The sequence below is a fragment of the Hafnia sp. HMSC23F03 genome, from assembly GCF_001816025.1.
In the GTDB taxonomy this organism is placed as follows: Bacteria; Pseudomonadota; Gammaproteobacteria; order Enterobacterales; family Enterobacteriaceae; genus Hafnia; species Hafnia paralvei.
Genome location: NZ_KV824244.1, coordinates 18,940 through 33,939, shown reverse-complemented (window position 1 = coordinate 33,939; position 15,000 = coordinate 18,940). Strand labels below are relative to the sequence as shown.

Below are 15,000 nucleotides of genomic sequence, written 5' to 3'. Positions count from 1 at the left end.
TTTTTTGTGCCTGTTTTTCCCCTTCAGAATTCACTTTCATAATATTATTGATCCCCCACAGCAGGAACTATCGCAATCTTCCTATCATATCTTGCCGTTTGCGATGCATTTTTGTGCCCTGATATAGCTTGCTTGTCATAGAGTGATCCTGACAAGTCTGAAATTCCTTTCGCTTTTAGATCATGAAATGTGAAATCGAAATTCAACTCTGGGTACTTCTCTTTTGCTTCCTTCTTAGCTTTCATCCAACGGCTGTTAAATCCATCTCTGGTATAGCCTGCTCCTGATGGCTGGTGGATTACGAATATACTGCTCATTCCCGAATTTAGAGGAAGGAGGGTAGCCATATTGACTGCTGCTCTAAGACGCGAACCCCAACCTTTAATTTGCGCGACCCCAGTCTTACTTTGCTGGATGAGTATCCCTTCATCAATCAGTTGGCTTGTTTTCATGCTGAGAACGTCTGCCTGCCGCGCACAGCAGAGGTAGGCTAATTCCATCGCAACTCTAACTACGGGTGGAGCAACGCTGTATAGGGCGTCGTATTCGTTGTTAGTGATGTATCGTGTGCGAGCAGATTCTTTAAACTGTTTTACCCCTTTGCATGGATTCATCTTTACCATGCCGCGTTCGTAACCCCAGCGAAATACTCTCGAGATAAATGCTTTCTCACGATTTGCTTGAATTCTGCTTTTTACTCCTCGCTTATCCATATATTTGCGTATGTGTTCAGGCCTAATGTTGTCAGGCTGCATAGTGCCAAAAACCGCCAGAACTTTTACTGCATATTTCCGGTAGTCTTTCTGAGTTTCAGTCGCTAATTCCTTAAAATCACCAGAATTAAAAAAGCTGTCGACAAGCCCATCGAAGATGCTCTCATCCTTCTTATTGTTTATTAACGCCTCATACGCAGCCCACACTTGTGCTGGTGTCGAGTCAAAGCCACATAGCCGAATAGTGCCGCCGTTTTTAGGCTTAAACTCAAAGGCTGAGCGTCCCCTACATGTGCGAGGGGGCATCCAATTATCCGCTGGATTACTACGTTTCCTACCCATTAATCCAGCGCTCCAAAGTTAGGTTCTTGTTTTGTTTCTATCTCGGGTTTATTCCGCATATTAAATGGGTTCTCAACGTGTGCCCAAGTTGTAGCGGGTCTACCATTTTTCCTAACGATGAAAAACACGCCATTTTCTTTAAGTGTCTTACATTGGCATGATGGGAATGTGTAGCCGGTTAATTCTTTCAATTCCTCATCAGTTAATAACTTAGTATTTCTGCTCATATTTATACCCACACATGTAGAACTGGCCCGCCATGACGAGCCATGAATAACTAATCTGCTTTTATTGAGAATGCCAGCACCATTTGTTCAGCATCATTCATTGCATCATGTAGTGCATAATGCTTAATCATCTGAAAGCATGGCTGGTGGTCAACGATGTAACCTTTTTCGCTGCCAGTCAGTGCATCAATATAGGTTCGAACGTCACGCTTTCCGTTGTATTTCCAAGGGCAGGTCATACCGCATTGGCGATAAGCATGTTCCAAAATGGTGCCATCAAAATCGGTACCACGAAAATATATCCGGGCATCATTATGCTGGGCGATCCAACTAGATAAGTTCAGCAGCTGCGTGCTTAAAGAGTGGCGCTCACCGGTTAAAGCTTCATGAGCATCCTCCCCCTGAGACTTCCACCAGAACTGTGTATCTTTGCCAACAGAACGGCCAGACATGAGCTGGTTGAACGTATCGACTAGCGCATAAAAGGTATAGGGAGAATACTCAGCTACATCTAGATCCAGACTAACCTCAAGAATTGAACTGCGTGTCTTCTCAATGTTTGCGATATCAAAAGCGAAGGCCCCAATAGACAGGATGAGCGCAGAAGGGCGTACATCCATTGTTTCAATGTCGATCACGATGGAGTTAATCATTGTTATTTACCCCTTTAATAAAACAAATCCAGTGCGTGTTAGAGTGTTTGCCTGATGGATGCCCGAATGCCGGCTTATGCTCAGTTAATGCCAAAACTTGGCTTACTGGGATTTGCGTTTCGTTCCATTTAAAAATCAATGTGCCGTGGCCACGCAGTACACGAAAGGCTTCGTGAAATCCCGCTTCTAAATCATCGCGCCATGTTTCTTTGTTAAGCACGCCGTACTTTTTACGTTGCCAGCCGTTTTCACCTGCGCGCACCAGATGAGGTGGATCAAAGACAACAACGTTGAATGACTCATCAGCGAACGGCAAATGACGGAAGTCAGCGATCATATCCGGCTGAATTTCCAGATTGCGGCCGTCGCAAAGCGTGTGACTCTCACTGCGAATATCACAAAACATCACATCAGGGTTTTGCTTATCGAACCAGAACATGCGTGAGCCGCAACACATATCTAAAATTGTCTTAGCCATGTTATCTCTCGTAGAATTTATTAATTAGCTTTGCTGTATTTACAGCCTGCTCTTGTATTGCTGGTTGAGTGGGCGCAGGGAGTTCAAACTCCGAAATCACATTAATTACTGAGCTTAATCTCATGGCCATTGCTGCAGCCTTTGGTGTTGGCGTAGGAAGCTCTTTCAAAATCCAGCTAAGGATTCTGTTTAGTAGTTCTACCTGTTGGCTCAAATCTACAGGCTCAGGTTTTATTGCTGTGTCCTTATCTTGCTGACGCACTTCATACAACACGTCATACCGAGTAGTGACTTCCCGCAATATTGCTGCAGCCTCTGGGTATTGCCCACTCACTAGCTTGACGCCTGCATGCGCCTGCTTAACGAGTGTCTTTGCTGATAATTCGCGTAACTTCACGATTACTCCTCCACATGTTTTAGGTATGAGTATCCCCAGTGCGAATTAATGAAAATTCACACAAACAGATAGGTTTAATTAATTACTCTCCACACACAGAAGCACTCGGGGCTGAAGGTTTATAAATGTTAAGGCCCGAGCTCTTCTCTCTGTAGTTTGTGACGCTTACTAAACCTCATTTTTAGCGGGAAAGAACACTAGAATGAACATGTTTTGTGTTTTCGATATGAATGATATTCACAAAATGTGTTTGTTAAGTCAAACACAAAATGTGTTTATTTTGATTTTTTGGGTAAATATGAGGCAATTTGAAGGAGAGTAAAGAGGTATAAAACCCCAAATTCTTGTGAAGAAATTGAGGTTTGGGGGCTAAACAAGTCTCAGCTTTGTCTCGATTGCGACACCTATGATCTTGCAATTCCCATTGATTGGAATTAATGGGTATGACGGGTTAAGTCCCTTAAGATATTTTTGACCAGCATCGATAATAAGGCGTTTGAACGTTGCTTCATTAGCATCGGTTAACTTGGCTACAACGAGGCTATGGTTAATAGGTTCTCGCCCTGTATCAACCAGCACGAGAGTGCCTTCAGGTATACTTAAACCTGTTGGTGCAGTCATTGAGTCGCCTTGCACTCGCAACCAGAAGCCTGTACCGGCTATTTTCGCGTCTGATTCAAACCACTCATCTATTTGATCAATAGTGTATGGCTCACATGCTTCAGCCCATGCCCCAGCACTTACCCAACTGATTACTGGATAGAGATTTCCACGCTCATACGGCTTGGCATTTGAGACATTACTAAACCCTGTATCCCCAAATAGGAGTTCAGCAGCACTAACGCCTAAGGCTTTAGCAATTACGACAGCATCATCAGCGCTTATACTTCGGGTGCCTAGCTCATAATTGCCAATACGTGATTGTGATTTCCATCCGCAAAGCTCTGCTAGAGCCTTTTGAGACAGACCCTTTCTTTCCCTCAAATTCTTGAGGCGTTTTGCGATTTCTTCATTTGTGTTCATAGAACTCTATTTATCACATAGCGTGTTAAATGGCTTCTCACATTTTGTGTTTGCATATTAAACACGAAATGTGTTTAATGGCGGTATTCATACTCACAAAGGGCGGACCATGAACAATATTGCATCAGAGCGAAAAAAACTGGGTGTTTCACAAACAACTTTTGCGACCAAGTGTGGCTGGTCACAGTCTCGGGTAGCTAATTATGAATCAGGAATAAGAGTTCCAGATCTCGAGTCATGTCGAAAAATCGTGAGAGCTTTTAACCAACTGGGCTGCGTGGTCACTTTGGACGGGTTGTTTCCACCTAAGAATCATAAGCAACCAGACCAAAAGTAAAACCACAAAAAAGGGACCAACACTGTGGACAACAAAAACTTTCCAGCTCCGGCAGATATGACGGCGGCAATGCACAAGCTGATCACATCGACACCGGGCGGGTATGAAGCGATGGCGCAACAGCTATCACATGACGGTACCCATAACGCGCTAAGTAATCGTGTACGCCAGATCGGTGGGCAAATGGTGCCGTTCGGCATGGTCATCCAAATGGAGGCCTTTTCCGGTCGCACGGATATTACCGAGGCTATGTGCAAACGCGCTGGTGGTGTGTTCGTGAAACTGCCTGATGTCGATCAGGTCGGTAATGAAGAGCTGCTGCACAAGTTTAACGATCTGCTCGCTGCGCTGGGTGACTTTAGCCGGGCACATAACGAGTTCACCAACGATGGTGTGCTTGATCGAGAAGAAAGCAAACGCCTACGCGCTAAAGGGTATCGCGCACAGTCTTTGATAGCTGAGATTTGGGTGATTTCAGAAATGTTGTGGGGAGAAGGTGACGCCAAGAGTATGCAGCTCTTGGCGTCGGGTGCGAAACATTCTTGTGTGGAGAAATAATCGCGTGAGCAATTTAACAGTAAATACTCAGGTGCCGCAACTGCGTTGCTTACCAGCGACTAACGTCCGGCCACCAGCGCCGTTACGGTATGAACGAAGAATAGCAAACCGTTGGGTGCCATGTAACCACAAGAGGGCTGCGGCGATTGTGGGCGTAATAGCCAGAAAACGGAGGATGCCATGACACAAGGTATTGCTTCGCTTGATCGCCTCTATCGCGACAAGAACGGGATCGTTGTTCACGTTACCCGATATGACCGAATTAACCAGAAAGTGATTTATCGCCGTCAGGGCTATGAGTTTGAGTGCGCATCGCCGCTCATTCTCTTTCGCTCTCGTTTTGAAAGGATCGACGTATGAGCAACAAGTTATCAGGTTACGTCTGGGACGGTTGCGCGGCTGCGGGGCTAAAACTCTCGGAGGTGGCCATCATGGCACGTCTGGCCGATTTCAGCAGCGATGAGGGCAAAAGCTGGCCCTCGGTGACGACCATAGCCCGCCAGATTGGTGCGGGTGAAAGCACTGTTCGTACAGCGCTAGGTAAACTTGAGCGAGAAGGGTGGATTAGCCGCCAACAACGTCGTGCAGGTAACCGGAACGCCAGCAATATTTACCAGCTCAATGTTGAGAAACTTCGCCTAGCTGCTCATGCGTCAGAATCTGACCCGTCAAAATCTGACGCCTCAAAATTTGACGGGTCAAAATTTGACGGGTCAAAATTCGACGCGTCGAAATCCAGCAAAAAGGGCGGTTTTCACCCGTCAGAATCTGGGGGCGATCCATCAGTAACTTCAACACCTGATCCATCAAGTAATAAAACCTTTTGTCAGCCTCCGGCCGACCCTGAGGTGGAAATTACCGATCAGGCCATTCAGGTGCTCAAACATCTAAACTGCGTCACCTCGTCTCGGTACCAGAATTGCAAATCCTCACTCGAGAATATTCGTGGCCGTCTGCGTGATGGTTTCACCACTGACGAGCTGATTTTGGTTGTCGATTTCAGCGTTGAGCGCTGGGCAAGCAATCTGGATATGGCTCCGAACCTGAACCCGACCACGCTATTCCGTCCGGGTAAATTCCCAACCTACCTGAGCTCCGCAACGAATTGGTCTAAGGCTGGCCGTCCGCCTCGCACTCAATGGTCAAAAGGCAACCAAGCCAAGCCGAAAGGCTACGTTGATATGGATTTCTCAAATCAGGATTACTCATCGGTCCCTGCTGGCTTTAGGAACGGTTATTCGAGCGAGAAGCCCAAAGAACCCGCTGCGCCAGTTGATAGAAGCGATTTACCAAAGTGGCTCGTAGAGCGTACGGGAGGTGCCCTGTGAAAGAACAAACTATGTCAGTAATTCGCCGCCACCGGCCAGCACTTGTTCAGCTCCATCAGGAAAGAGCCCAACGCTGTGAAGCGGAAAAACAGTGGCGCCGCGCTGAATACGAATGGTCCCGAGTCATTGAGAATTGCGGTACCGAAGAGGATATGGAACACGCAGTTAAATGCCGTAATAAGTGCTCAATGCATTGCAGAGCAACAGATGTCACGGCTGATCCGCGTATGGACTATGAAACGGTTGTTCGTTTGGAGGTGTTGTCGTGAATATGGCCATCAATCAATACTGTGCCGCTTTAGCCGCTCAACGTGCAGAGCCTGAACACTACCTCAAACATGTTGGCGATCAGTGGCGTACCCCTGAGTCATTGTTCTGGGGCATTAACGCGATGTTTGGGCCAATCACTCTCGATCTGTTTGCTGATGCTGATAATGCCAAATGTGATGCTTACTATACCGCTGAAGATAACGCACTGACTCAGGACTGGTCAGTGCGTCTAAAAGAGCTGGGCGGCACGGCATACGCAAACCCACCATACAGCCGCGCTAAAGAGCACGATGGGCAATATGTCACAGGTATGCGGCACATTATCGATCATGCGATGGCTATGCGCGAGAAGGGCGGTCGTTACATCTTCCTGATTAAAGCGGCAACCAGCGAAGTGTGGTGGCCAGAAGAAGCCGATCATGTTGCTTTTATCCGTGGGCGTATTGGCTTTGATCTGCCCGTGTGGTTCAAACCTGCTGATGAGAAGCAAAAGCCGACAGGTGCATTTTTTGCCGGTGCTGTTGTCATTCTTGATAAGCAGTGGCGTGGCCCAGCAATCAGTTATGTAACCCGCGATGATCTAATCACTCGGGGCGATGCATTTCTGGCGCAGGTTCGTCGTATGGCTGAAAAGCTGGTGGGGGTAGCAGTGTGAAGTTAATCCTGCCATTCCCACCCAGTGTAAATGGTTACTGGCGCGCCCCGAATAAGGGCGCTTCAATCGGTAAGCATCTAGTGAGCGAACGTGGACGTAAGTATCAAGCTGAAACATACGTGATGGTTATCGAGCAACTACGCCGTAAGCCGAAGGCAATTACTGAGCACGTATCTGTTTCCGTTGTGCTATTCCCGCCGACCAAGGCGAAGCGTGATCTGGATAACTACTTTAAGGCTCTGTTTGATGCGCTGACAAAAGCAAATGTATGGGCTGACGATAGCCAGATTAAAGAGCTTTCAGCCAAGTGGGGACCAGTCGTTAAAGGTGGTCGTGTTGAGCTGGTAATCGATGAGGTGACGGTATGCGCATGATCCTCACGGCATTTCCACAAATCGACGCAGGCGTAGTTTTGCTTAAGCCGGGGCAATTGACGTGCAAATTCCACAAAGGCCAGCGCCTCATGATCACCGAGGTGCCGAAAGAGTTTGCGAAGCTTCCTGCGGGCGAGCTACCGGCACAGTCTCAAGACCTTGCAAACGATATGGCGCTGCGCCCGTTTTTCTCACATTACGACGTGATTAAAGCCGCGGGTACTGAAAGTGCCCTCGAGGTGTGGGTTGATAAAATTAAAACCTGCCAATGGAAGCGCAGCTATCACAACGGCAATTTGAATACGGTATCGCATAAAAACGGTGCCGTTCGTCTGTGTTGGAGCTGCGACAACCTTCACCATGATCAGTTTCATCCTTCTCTGGGTGATATAGCTGAAACCAACCGTGCCGAATGGCTGGTGGACTCGGTGCGGCGTTCATTAGGTTTTAACGAAGGTCACCAACTGACATTACCGGAACTTGGCTGGTGGGCTTTTCTTAATGGCCTGACCCATTTACTGCCAACGAGCATTGCTTATCGAGTTACAAAGACGCCAGAGCCACCAGCGTTTGTAGGTGGTGTTATGAAAGAAGCCGACATTAACCCGTGGCAGCCAGACCCAGATAAGGTGCTTTCCGACCTTATTGTGTTAGCTAAGCCGATTATTAAGCTGGCAGGGGATGAAGCACCACCAGCAAGCTTTATGTTGAAACCTAAGTTGGCACGTTGGGAGTGTGAGAAGTATACGCGGTGGGTAAAAACGCAAAAGTGCTGCGGTTGCAATAATCCCGCTGACGATCCGCATCATGTGATTAACCACGGGCTCGGCGGGATGGGAACCAAGACGCATGACTTGTTCGTGTTGCCGTTATGCAGACGGTGCCATGACGAGCTGCACAAGGACGTTGCAGGATGGGAGCAGAAACACGGGGATCAGCGATTCCTATTGATTGAATTTTTAAATTACGCGCTGGGTGTTGGCGCAATTTTTCAAGCGTGACGTGTGGAGAACGTATGAGAGATATGTATCAGGTGATGGACATGTGGGGCGCATGGGCTGCAGCAGAAAATAGCGGGGTAGACTGGTCGCCAATAGCTGCTGGGTTTAAAGGTTTGATCCCACACGGAAAGAAGTCGCGCCCTCAATGCTCAGATGATGAGGGAATAATGATTGATGGTTGTGTTGGTCGTCTCAAACAATATAAGCCAGAAGAGTATGAACTCATTATGGCTCACTTTGTTCTTGGTATTTCATTGAGGGCTATAGCAAAACGGCGTAAGTGTTCTGATGGGACTATTCGGAAGGAGCTACAAACGGCAATGGGATTTATCGATGGATGCCTATATATGATTAAATAAATAAAAAGCCGCATCTGCGGCTTTTTATTTATTTAATTCTCTCTTTTCTTTGAATAACTCTTTTATTTTAAGAGGTATAAATGTTGACTGAATAAAAGAGAAACAAGTTAAAAACGATATTGAATAGCCAATTCCACTGGTAACATACATTTTAATCTTACCAACTGGCGGTTTATCTTTGGATAGCAAGTAGTAAATAAAAATCAGGGCTAAAGTTAAGATATAAAGTAAAAACAATGCATAGTACTTGTTGAACCGCATAGTAAATCGTTTTTCTTGATTAGCGATATCTAATTCGCTCAAATTGGCGAATATCGATGAGTTTTCACCCGACATGGTGATAACTAGTAATAAAAAACCAGAAAGGATGGAAAAAACGTTTGCAACCAGATTTAACGCATCAGAGTTGTTGGTTAAGCTATGTGTCAAGAAGAAAGAGAAAAAAATCGAGGCCAAAATATTTAGCAGAGTAACTATCACGCCGGTGTGATTGATGTTAGTAGTCATTTTGGCCTCCTTTTGCACTCATTATAACTCTTTTGCAACAAAATCCTCTAAAATTTCCTTTGCATATTTAGCATTAATGGATTTTGAACCATATGGAACAGTATAGTAGGTTCTTAGGACCTTCAAGTCATCACCTTTTATCTTTTCGCCTTTTTTAGTTTCCAGATAAAAATCACTATCAAGGTCATCAACCCATACTGTCGTATTCCCTTCGATAGATTTTGCTAATTCAGAGTTTCCTCTAGCATCAATAGTTAAATGGCCTGTAATTCCTTTGGCTTTAACAGCTGGTTCATTTTGAATGATGGATGAAAAGAAACCTGGGGTTTTTACAAAATCAGATTCATCAACTGCAATATTTACATGTAATGCTCGGAACCCATCATTTTTAATTCGAGAAATCACATCTTTCTTTAAAATTGCGGATGGAGTGACTTTGATTCCAAATTGCTCAAGAAGATTAGCTATCTTAACTTCACACCAATTTGTAGATATTTGCATCAATGAGGCAATTCGATTGTCTTTAATAATTAAAAAAGCATGAAGACTATCCATATTTTCAATCTCAACTAAATCTTTTGCAGCTGCTAATGCTGGTGTGATCGAAACTTGCTCTTTGGGGTTGTATGTAGAAAAATGAAGATAATGACAATTATTCTTGGTGCTGAATTCTTTCAACTTAACATGCTTTTCGTTATTTACCTTTACGATCGAGTTCACAATGAATTTTGTACTTTGGCTAATCTGGTCGAAAAGAATATCAGTTGTGGCCGTGTTGACCTTAAAAGCTCTAACCTGACATTTCTTGGTGTGACCATCTTTCTTGCTATTTGAGAAGTTCATATCAATCCTTAAGTTTTTTTTATGATTCTAAACAAAATCTAACGCGTACGCAAAAAGAGTTATAAACTGATAAGAGTGATTTCTATGTCACATAACTTATTCAATCAAACCTCGCTCCGGCGGGGTTTTGCATATCTGGAGGGTGAAAGGTTGAAATACTAACGCGGTTAACCCGCGCTCCCTTTATGCCGCATTCATGATGTGGCCCCGAGTCGCCAATGAGTGAGCCAGAAGCAGGTCGAACTGCACACACGCTGGTTAGGGTTAATGAGCAAGAAGATGTGCCGGTAAAGCATTATGCCTGCCAAACATATACCGGTTATTAGCGGCGATAGCGCGACGCAACCCCAAGGGCATGGGCGTGGCCACTACGGTTAGTGGCAATAAAATAAGTTATATCGTGTTTTTCTCAAGAATGAGTTGCTGTTGGCATTGGACAGAGTTACTAGTGTTGTAACGCAATGAAAAAGAGAAAAAGACATGCTAAATCAGAATGATATGACAGAAACCGCAAGCATTATTTATCACTGCTTGAGCGTTAAAAGCTGGAAGTCAGTTGAACATATGGCAAACATCATGCGCATTAGTGAGGGTTGTTGCCAGCTAATACTGACGCAGCTTGTTATGGCTGGGTTAGCTGTTGAAGATGCTCGCGGGGAAAACTTTAAGCGCTGCCAGTGAGCTGGTGGCTTCTAAGCTGTGAAATGGGCGGCTGGGTTGTGTTGGTAGCACTTCCCAGCCATGCACCCGTTGCAAGAGTCACGGGCGCAACAAGGCCCACCGCTTGTGTGCACAAAGCGGATCTGAGCCTATCAAAAAAGGCCCAAAACATCCATGAAAAATACTGTGAATTTAAACAGTATCAATCTTGTAAACGCTGATTCACTCGAATTTATTAAAACCCTTCCAGATGATTGCATCGACCTGATAGCAACCGATCCGCCATATTTCAAAGTTAAGCCCAACGGCTGGGACAACCAGTGGCGCGGCGATAGTGACTATTTGCAATGGCTTGAGCAATGCCTTGCCGAGTTCTACCGAGTATTAAAGCCAGCGGGCAGCTTGTACCTGTTTTGCGGTCATAGGCTTGCGCTTGATATTGAAATGCTAATGCGGCAGCGCTTTAACGTGCTGAACCATATTATCTGGGCTAAACCGTCTGGCCGCTGGAATGGCTGCAATAAAGAAAGCCTACGGGCATATTTCCCAGCAACCGAGCGCGTGTTGTTTGCTGAACATTACCAAGGCCCATGTAAGCCCAAGCAGGACGGCTACGCTGTTAAATGTACCGAGCTTAAACAGAACGTCCTCATGCCGCTGATCGATTATTTCCGTGATGCGCGAAACGCGCTGGGCGTATCGATTAAAGAGATACATGCTGCAACCGGCAAGCAAATGGCCTCGCACTGGTTTAGTGAAAGTCAGTGGCAGCTACCAAACGAGCAGGACTATTTAAAACTGCAGGCATTGTTTGAACGTATAGCGAAAGAAAAGCACCAGCGTAATGAGTTGAGTGAACCACATCACCAGCTTGTTACGGAATATAGAACGCTGTCGCGGCGTTACATTGAGTTGTCGCAAGAGTTTAAGGCATTACGCCGTCCGTTCTCTGTTTCCGCACTTGTGCCGTTTACGGACGTTTGGACGTATAAGTCCGTCCAGTTTTACCCCGGCAAACATCCATGCGAAAAGCCTGCTGAGATGATGCGTGACATTATCGCGGCAAGCAGCAAGCCCGGTGACGTTGTGGCTGATTTCTTTATGGGGTCAGGTTCGACGATTAAAGAAGCCATAAAGCTGGGGCGCTATGCTGTAGGGGTCGAGTTGGAAAAAGAGCGCTTTGATCAGACTGAAAGTGAAATATTAGCGCTTATGCCTGAATAAGATAAACAAAAATGTGTATATTTTCCCTTGCTTGTATAAACAAAAATGTTTATAATGATTTCAAGTTAAACAAACAGGAGGAGGAAGTGAAACAACGCGAGTTCCAGCGTTGGCTTGCAGCACAAGGGGCACAGTTTTCAAACGGTACTAACCACTTGAAAATTCACTTGAACGGCAAGCAGACGATAATGCCAAGGCATCCAGCAAAAGAAATACCGGAGCCGCTTAGGAAAGCAATTCTTAAGCAACTTGGCCTGAAATAACAAACCAGCCCTTCGGGGCTGGTTACTCGCGGAGATTCACTTAGCCAAATATGCGATACCCAATAAAATTTGAGCATGACGAAACCGGGTGGTGTATCTCATTCCCCGACATCCCCGAGGCATTAACGGGTGGTGAAACAAAAGAAGAGGCGCTATCGTTAGCGCAAGATGCACTGGTAACTGCGTTTGATTTCTACTTTGAAGATCAGCGCCCCGTTCCTATGCCAAGCGCCGATGGTGAGGACTTTGTTGATGTACCTGCTAGCGTAGCTGCTAAGGTGTTGCTGCTTAATACCATGATCGCAACCGGCACTACGCAGGCAGAACTAGCTCGTCGTTTAGGCACTCGACCGCAGGATGTAAGCCGTATCGTTACGTTGGGACACACCACTAAAATTGATACGATTGAGGCTGCGTTAAAAGTGCTCGGCAAGCGGCTAGAAATAACCGCGTTGTAAGTATTACCTAACTGTCTAAAGGCTACCTCCGGGTGGCCTTTTTCATATCTAGCTCTCAGCTAACAACCATCCACACATTAAACACTTTCTAGCTGAGAGTGGTTACGGCTGTGCGCTATTCCACTAATTAACCCTACCGCGCTGGTGGATGGGGGGAGTACGGATATGCCTGAGTTTAGGAAGTGGTCATCTGTGAATTCAATTTTCAGCACAGCTAACATAAGTTCGTCTACTCTATATGTGGATAAACAACTTACTGGGTATTCTCATGGAACTACTGCTGAACGAATCCGAATATGATTCATGGGTTAGAGCTACATGCTTTTCAGACGATGACCTTATTGATGAGGCTGATATAGTTGATTATATCTTTGATAATCGGCCAAAAATATATCCCTGCGTTGTATACTTGGGGCCAGTTCTGAGTCCGACTGAGTCATTCAACATACAGTTCATCTACGGTGAACAGATAACGGAGTGGGCTAAGAGATTCTCTATGTAATGTCATAACATATTTTGGAAGGTCACTGGGTGGAGGCCCCTTTTCATATCTAGCGGATAACTACACCTGCTAGTTTGAGTATCATTGTAATTAGGATAATTCCTCTGCGTTACCAACATTAAAATAGGTAGCTTACTGTGACATCTCATAGCAATGGTGGCCATCATGAATAAACGTCGTATTACTGCAGTATCTGTAGTGCTGTTAACGTCGCTATCTTTAGTTTCTGTATCAACATTTGCTGATCCCGGAGGCAAAAACCACGGTAACAATGGTGGGAATCATGGTCATAGTGATCAAGGTAACAGTAATAAAGGCAATAATGGAAACCAAAATAATGGGCATCAATCTGGCCAACCTGCGATAAGCATTTCTTACTCTGACGCAAGACGCTTAGCAGTGAATTATGGGCTAACAGGATATCAGTCGTTGCCGCCCGGTATTGCTAAAAATCTAGCTAGAGGTAAGCCATTACCGCCCGGGATAGCTAAAAAAGCGGTGCCTTCAAATATGTTGCGTGATTTGCCAAATTATCCCGGTTATGAGTGGCGGATTGTCGGTGATGATCTTGTACTAATTGCATTGAGTACAGCGATTGTAACTTCTATCATTAATGGCGTGTTCGACTAGGGGGAAGACTCATTGTGAATGAGCTATAAACGACCCCTGAACTCTCCTTACGATTCATTTGAGTGCAGTTGATTTTTGGCAGTCGTTGAACACTTAACCCTAGTAGTCGATATTATGTATAGGTTATTTTAATATTTAGTTTATCCGTGTCGTATATACATTATCGTATGATAATCAAGTCGTAATACAGTCGATGGGCGTCACTGAATCAAGTTGCTTGTAGTCACACTAGGTAGCCACAGTTAATACTGTGGCTTTTTCATATTTATCGTTCAGCCAAAACTATCTGACACCAAACATTTGCAGAGGGTGATTACTGCTAGGCGCTGATTATTTTTTCAATAGCCTTTGGATTCTTCTTTGTTTCCATTGGGAAATCCAATTTCGCAATAAAAAAATCCGAATACCTTTAACTACAATGAATGCGAACCATATGCCTATGGGCCATATAAACCAGAATGATGTATGTGGAGTAACGAGATTTATAACCACTAACACACCGCAGACGATTAGTGCTGAAACAAGTGAACGGAAAAATTTTTGTTCGTCTTCAACTCGTTCTCTAGCTGCATTGATTTTATCATCTGCAGCTTGGCCTGTTTCAGTCAACGGCTGGGATTCATTTGCTAGTTCAGAAACATTAATTTCAAAAGCTGCGGCGAGTGCACTGAGTGTCTCTAAGCTTGCATTATCTCCATTTTCTAATCGCTGAATAGTCCTAACGCTTAATGCGCAGATTTCCGCTAACTGTTCTTGAGACCATCCACGAGCGAGACGGAGTCTTTTGATACTGTTACTCATTTTTAGCCACCATGATTGTTTTAAACACACATCTAGTTTGACCAATATTGTTCTTTTTAACACGACTCTGGCCTGACACTCACCCGACAACTACCCGACAGCGTTGATTTCACGATTGGATTTGTTGTTATCGTGCTGGTGGGGATAGCGCTCTTTTTATAAAAACCTCGCTAGTGGAGGTAAAGGATGAAATGAATGTACACACGTGCTGCCGATAACACCTTGCTTGCTGGTGGGGTTTCATCGTGGCTATTTAGCCTGATTAATTATTTCTCCCCTAACGAGTGGATGGTTGTAGGCATCATTGTTGGCATTTTTTGCACTCTAGCTGGCCTTATCTCGGGGATTTATTTCCGATGCCGTCGTGAGCGCTTATTGCGTGAGTGGATTCAAAGCC

24 protein-coding genes are annotated in these 15,000 nt (G+C 45.2%); 15 read left to right on the top strand and 9 right to left on the bottom strand.

The window, feature by feature from the left end; translation table 11 throughout:
• Positions 1–44 precede the first annotated feature (44 nt).
• The 6 genes from HMPREF3091_RS20385 to HMPREF3091_RS20360 form a co-directional block, all read right to left on the bottom strand.
• Positions 45–1,055 (bottom strand): tyrosine-type recombinase/integrase, encoded by a 1,011-nt coding sequence (locus HMPREF3091_RS20385; protein ID WP_070718586.1) that lies wholly within the window; start codon positions 1,053–1,055, stop codon positions 45–47.
• Entirely contained in the window at positions 1,055–1,282 is a 228-nt protein-coding gene (locus HMPREF3091_RS20380) for a DUF4224 domain-containing protein (protein ID WP_046450014.1), read from the bottom strand. Before HMPREF3091_RS20380 ends, HMPREF3091_RS20385 begins: the two co-directional genes overlap by 1 nt.
• Positions 1,283–1,332: 50 nt before the next feature.
• Complete coding sequence (locus tag HMPREF3091_RS20375) at positions 1,333–1,935, bottom strand: 3'-5' exonuclease (RefSeq protein WP_070718585.1); 603 nt, start codon at positions 1,933–1,935, stop codon at positions 1,333–1,335.
• Positions 1,928–2,413, bottom strand: a complete 486-nt coding sequence (locus HMPREF3091_RS20370) for a TRM11 family methyltransferase (RefSeq protein WP_070718580.1) — start codon at positions 2,411–2,413, stop codon at positions 1,928–1,930. The genes HMPREF3091_RS20375 and HMPREF3091_RS20370 overlap by 8 nt, the downstream gene beginning before the upstream one ends.
• A gap of 1 nt (position 2,414) precedes the next feature.
• The gene (locus tag HMPREF3091_RS20365) at positions 2,415–2,810 is read right to left on the bottom strand and encodes a hypothetical protein (protein ID WP_070718578.1); all 396 of its coding nucleotides are present in this window, start codon (positions 2,808–2,810) and stop codon (positions 2,415–2,417) included.
• A gap of 369 nt (positions 2,811–3,179) precedes the next feature.
• Positions 3,180–3,833, bottom strand: coding sequence for a LexA family protein (locus HMPREF3091_RS20360; protein WP_061060369.1), 654 nt, complete (start codon positions 3,831–3,833; stop codon positions 3,180–3,182).
• Between the two features lie 109 nt (positions 3,834–3,942).
• Here HMPREF3091_RS20360 and HMPREF3091_RS22365 point away from each other — a divergent pair, with 109 nt between their 5' ends.
• From HMPREF3091_RS22365 to HMPREF3091_RS20320, 9 genes are all read left to right on the top strand, one after another.
• Positions 3,943–4,170 (top strand): helix-turn-helix domain-containing protein, encoded by a 228-nt coding sequence (locus HMPREF3091_RS22365; protein WP_071887127.1) that lies wholly within the window; start codon positions 3,943–3,945, stop codon positions 4,168–4,170.
• 24 nt (positions 4,171–4,194) lie between these two features.
• On the top strand, positions 4,195–4,728 hold the full coding sequence (locus tag HMPREF3091_RS20355) for a YmfL family putative regulatory protein (RefSeq protein ID WP_061060368.1): 534 nt from the start codon (positions 4,195–4,197) through the stop codon (positions 4,726–4,728).
• Between the two features lie 180 nt (positions 4,729–4,908).
• The gene (locus tag HMPREF3091_RS20350) at positions 4,909–5,088 is read left to right on the top strand and encodes a DUF4222 domain-containing protein (protein ID WP_004847758.1); all 180 of its coding nucleotides are present in this window, start codon (positions 4,909–4,911) and stop codon (positions 5,086–5,088) included.
• Positions 5,085–6,056 (top strand): conserved phage C-terminal domain-containing protein, encoded by a 972-nt coding sequence (locus HMPREF3091_RS20345; RefSeq protein WP_070718576.1) that lies wholly within the window; start codon positions 5,085–5,087, stop codon positions 6,054–6,056. The genes HMPREF3091_RS20350 and HMPREF3091_RS20345 overlap by 4 nt, the downstream gene beginning before the upstream one ends.
• Positions 6,053–6,325 (top strand): PerC family transcriptional regulator, encoded by a 273-nt coding sequence (locus tag HMPREF3091_RS20340; RefSeq protein ID WP_070718574.1) that lies wholly within the window; start codon positions 6,053–6,055, stop codon positions 6,323–6,325. Before HMPREF3091_RS20345 ends, HMPREF3091_RS20340 begins: the two co-directional genes overlap by 4 nt.
• 2 nt (positions 6,326–6,327) lie before the next feature.
• Positions 6,328–6,981 (top strand): phage N-6-adenine-methyltransferase, encoded by a 654-nt coding sequence (locus HMPREF3091_RS20335; protein WP_070718571.1) that lies wholly within the window; start codon positions 6,328–6,330, stop codon positions 6,979–6,981.
• Positions 6,978–7,355, top strand: coding sequence for a RusA family crossover junction endodeoxyribonuclease (locus tag HMPREF3091_RS20330; protein ID WP_070718567.1), 378 nt, complete (start codon positions 6,978–6,980; stop codon positions 7,353–7,355). Before HMPREF3091_RS20335 ends, HMPREF3091_RS20330 begins: the two co-directional genes overlap by 4 nt.
• A complete protein-coding gene (locus HMPREF3091_RS20325) occupies positions 7,346–8,356 on the top strand; it encodes a DUF968 domain-containing protein (protein ID WP_070718564.1) in 1,011 nt (336 codons plus the stop codon). Before HMPREF3091_RS20330 ends, HMPREF3091_RS20325 begins: the two co-directional genes overlap by 10 nt.
• Before the next feature lie 14 nt (positions 8,357–8,370).
• Positions 8,371–8,715, top strand: coding sequence for an antiterminator Q family protein (locus HMPREF3091_RS20320; protein WP_070718561.1), 345 nt, complete (start codon positions 8,371–8,373; stop codon positions 8,713–8,715).
• Positions 8,716–8,739: 24 nt separating this feature from the next.
• Here the strand turns inward: HMPREF3091_RS20320 and HMPREF3091_RS20315 are convergent, their stop codons facing one another.
• Positions 8,740–9,222 carry a hypothetical protein gene (locus HMPREF3091_RS20315; protein ID WP_070718558.1) on the bottom strand — a complete coding sequence of 161 codons (483 nt, stop codon included), beginning with the start codon at positions 9,220–9,222 and terminating at the stop codon, positions 8,740–8,742.
• 21 nt (positions 9,223–9,243) lie between these two features.
• Entirely contained in the window at positions 9,244–10,065 is an 822-nt protein-coding gene (locus HMPREF3091_RS20310) for a hypothetical protein (RefSeq protein WP_070718554.1), read from the bottom strand.
• A 480-nt stretch (positions 10,066–10,545) separates the two neighbouring features.
• On the opposite strand from HMPREF3091_RS20310, the gene HMPREF3091_RS20305 reads away from it, so the two are divergent.
• The 5 genes from HMPREF3091_RS20305 to HMPREF3091_RS20280 all read left to right on the top strand — a co-directional run bounded on the left by HMPREF3091_RS20305 (position 10,546) and on the right by HMPREF3091_RS20280 (position 13,802).
• On the top strand, positions 10,546–10,746 hold the full coding sequence (locus HMPREF3091_RS20305) for a hypothetical protein (RefSeq protein WP_070718551.1): 201 nt from the start codon (positions 10,546–10,548) through the stop codon (positions 10,744–10,746).
• 153 nt (positions 10,747–10,899) lie between these two features.
• Positions 10,900–11,949 carry a DNA-methyltransferase gene (locus HMPREF3091_RS20300; protein WP_070718547.1) on the top strand — a complete coding sequence of 350 codons (1,050 nt, stop codon included), beginning with the start codon at positions 10,900–10,902 and terminating at the stop codon, positions 11,947–11,949.
• Between the two features lie 86 nt (positions 11,950–12,035).
• Positions 12,036–12,212, top strand: a complete 177-nt coding sequence (locus HMPREF3091_RS20295; RefSeq protein WP_070718627.1) for a type II toxin-antitoxin system HicA family toxin — start codon at positions 12,036–12,038, stop codon at positions 12,210–12,212.
• 50 nt (positions 12,213–12,262) lie between these two features.
• On the top strand, positions 12,263–12,670 hold the full coding sequence (locus HMPREF3091_RS20290) for a type II toxin-antitoxin system HicB family antitoxin (protein ID WP_070718544.1): 408 nt from the start codon (positions 12,263–12,265) through the stop codon (positions 12,668–12,670).
• Between the two features lie 667 nt (positions 12,671–13,337).
• A complete protein-coding gene (locus HMPREF3091_RS20280) occupies positions 13,338–13,802 on the top strand; it encodes an anti-virulence regulator CigR family protein (RefSeq protein ID WP_070718538.1) in 465 nt (154 codons plus the stop codon).
• A gap of 330 nt (positions 13,803–14,132) precedes the next feature.
• Here HMPREF3091_RS20280 and HMPREF3091_RS20275 read toward each other — a convergent pair whose 3' ends face one another.
• Positions 14,133–14,603, bottom strand: coding sequence for a helix-turn-helix domain-containing protein (locus HMPREF3091_RS20275; RefSeq protein WP_070718535.1), 471 nt, complete (start codon positions 14,601–14,603; stop codon positions 14,133–14,135).
• Between the two features lie 195 nt (positions 14,604–14,798).
• Between HMPREF3091_RS20275 and HMPREF3091_RS20270 the strand changes: the two genes are divergently transcribed.
• Positions 14,799–15,000 (top strand): phage holin (locus HMPREF3091_RS20270; RefSeq protein WP_227660117.1); only part of this gene is annotated, 202 nt, incomplete at its 3' end.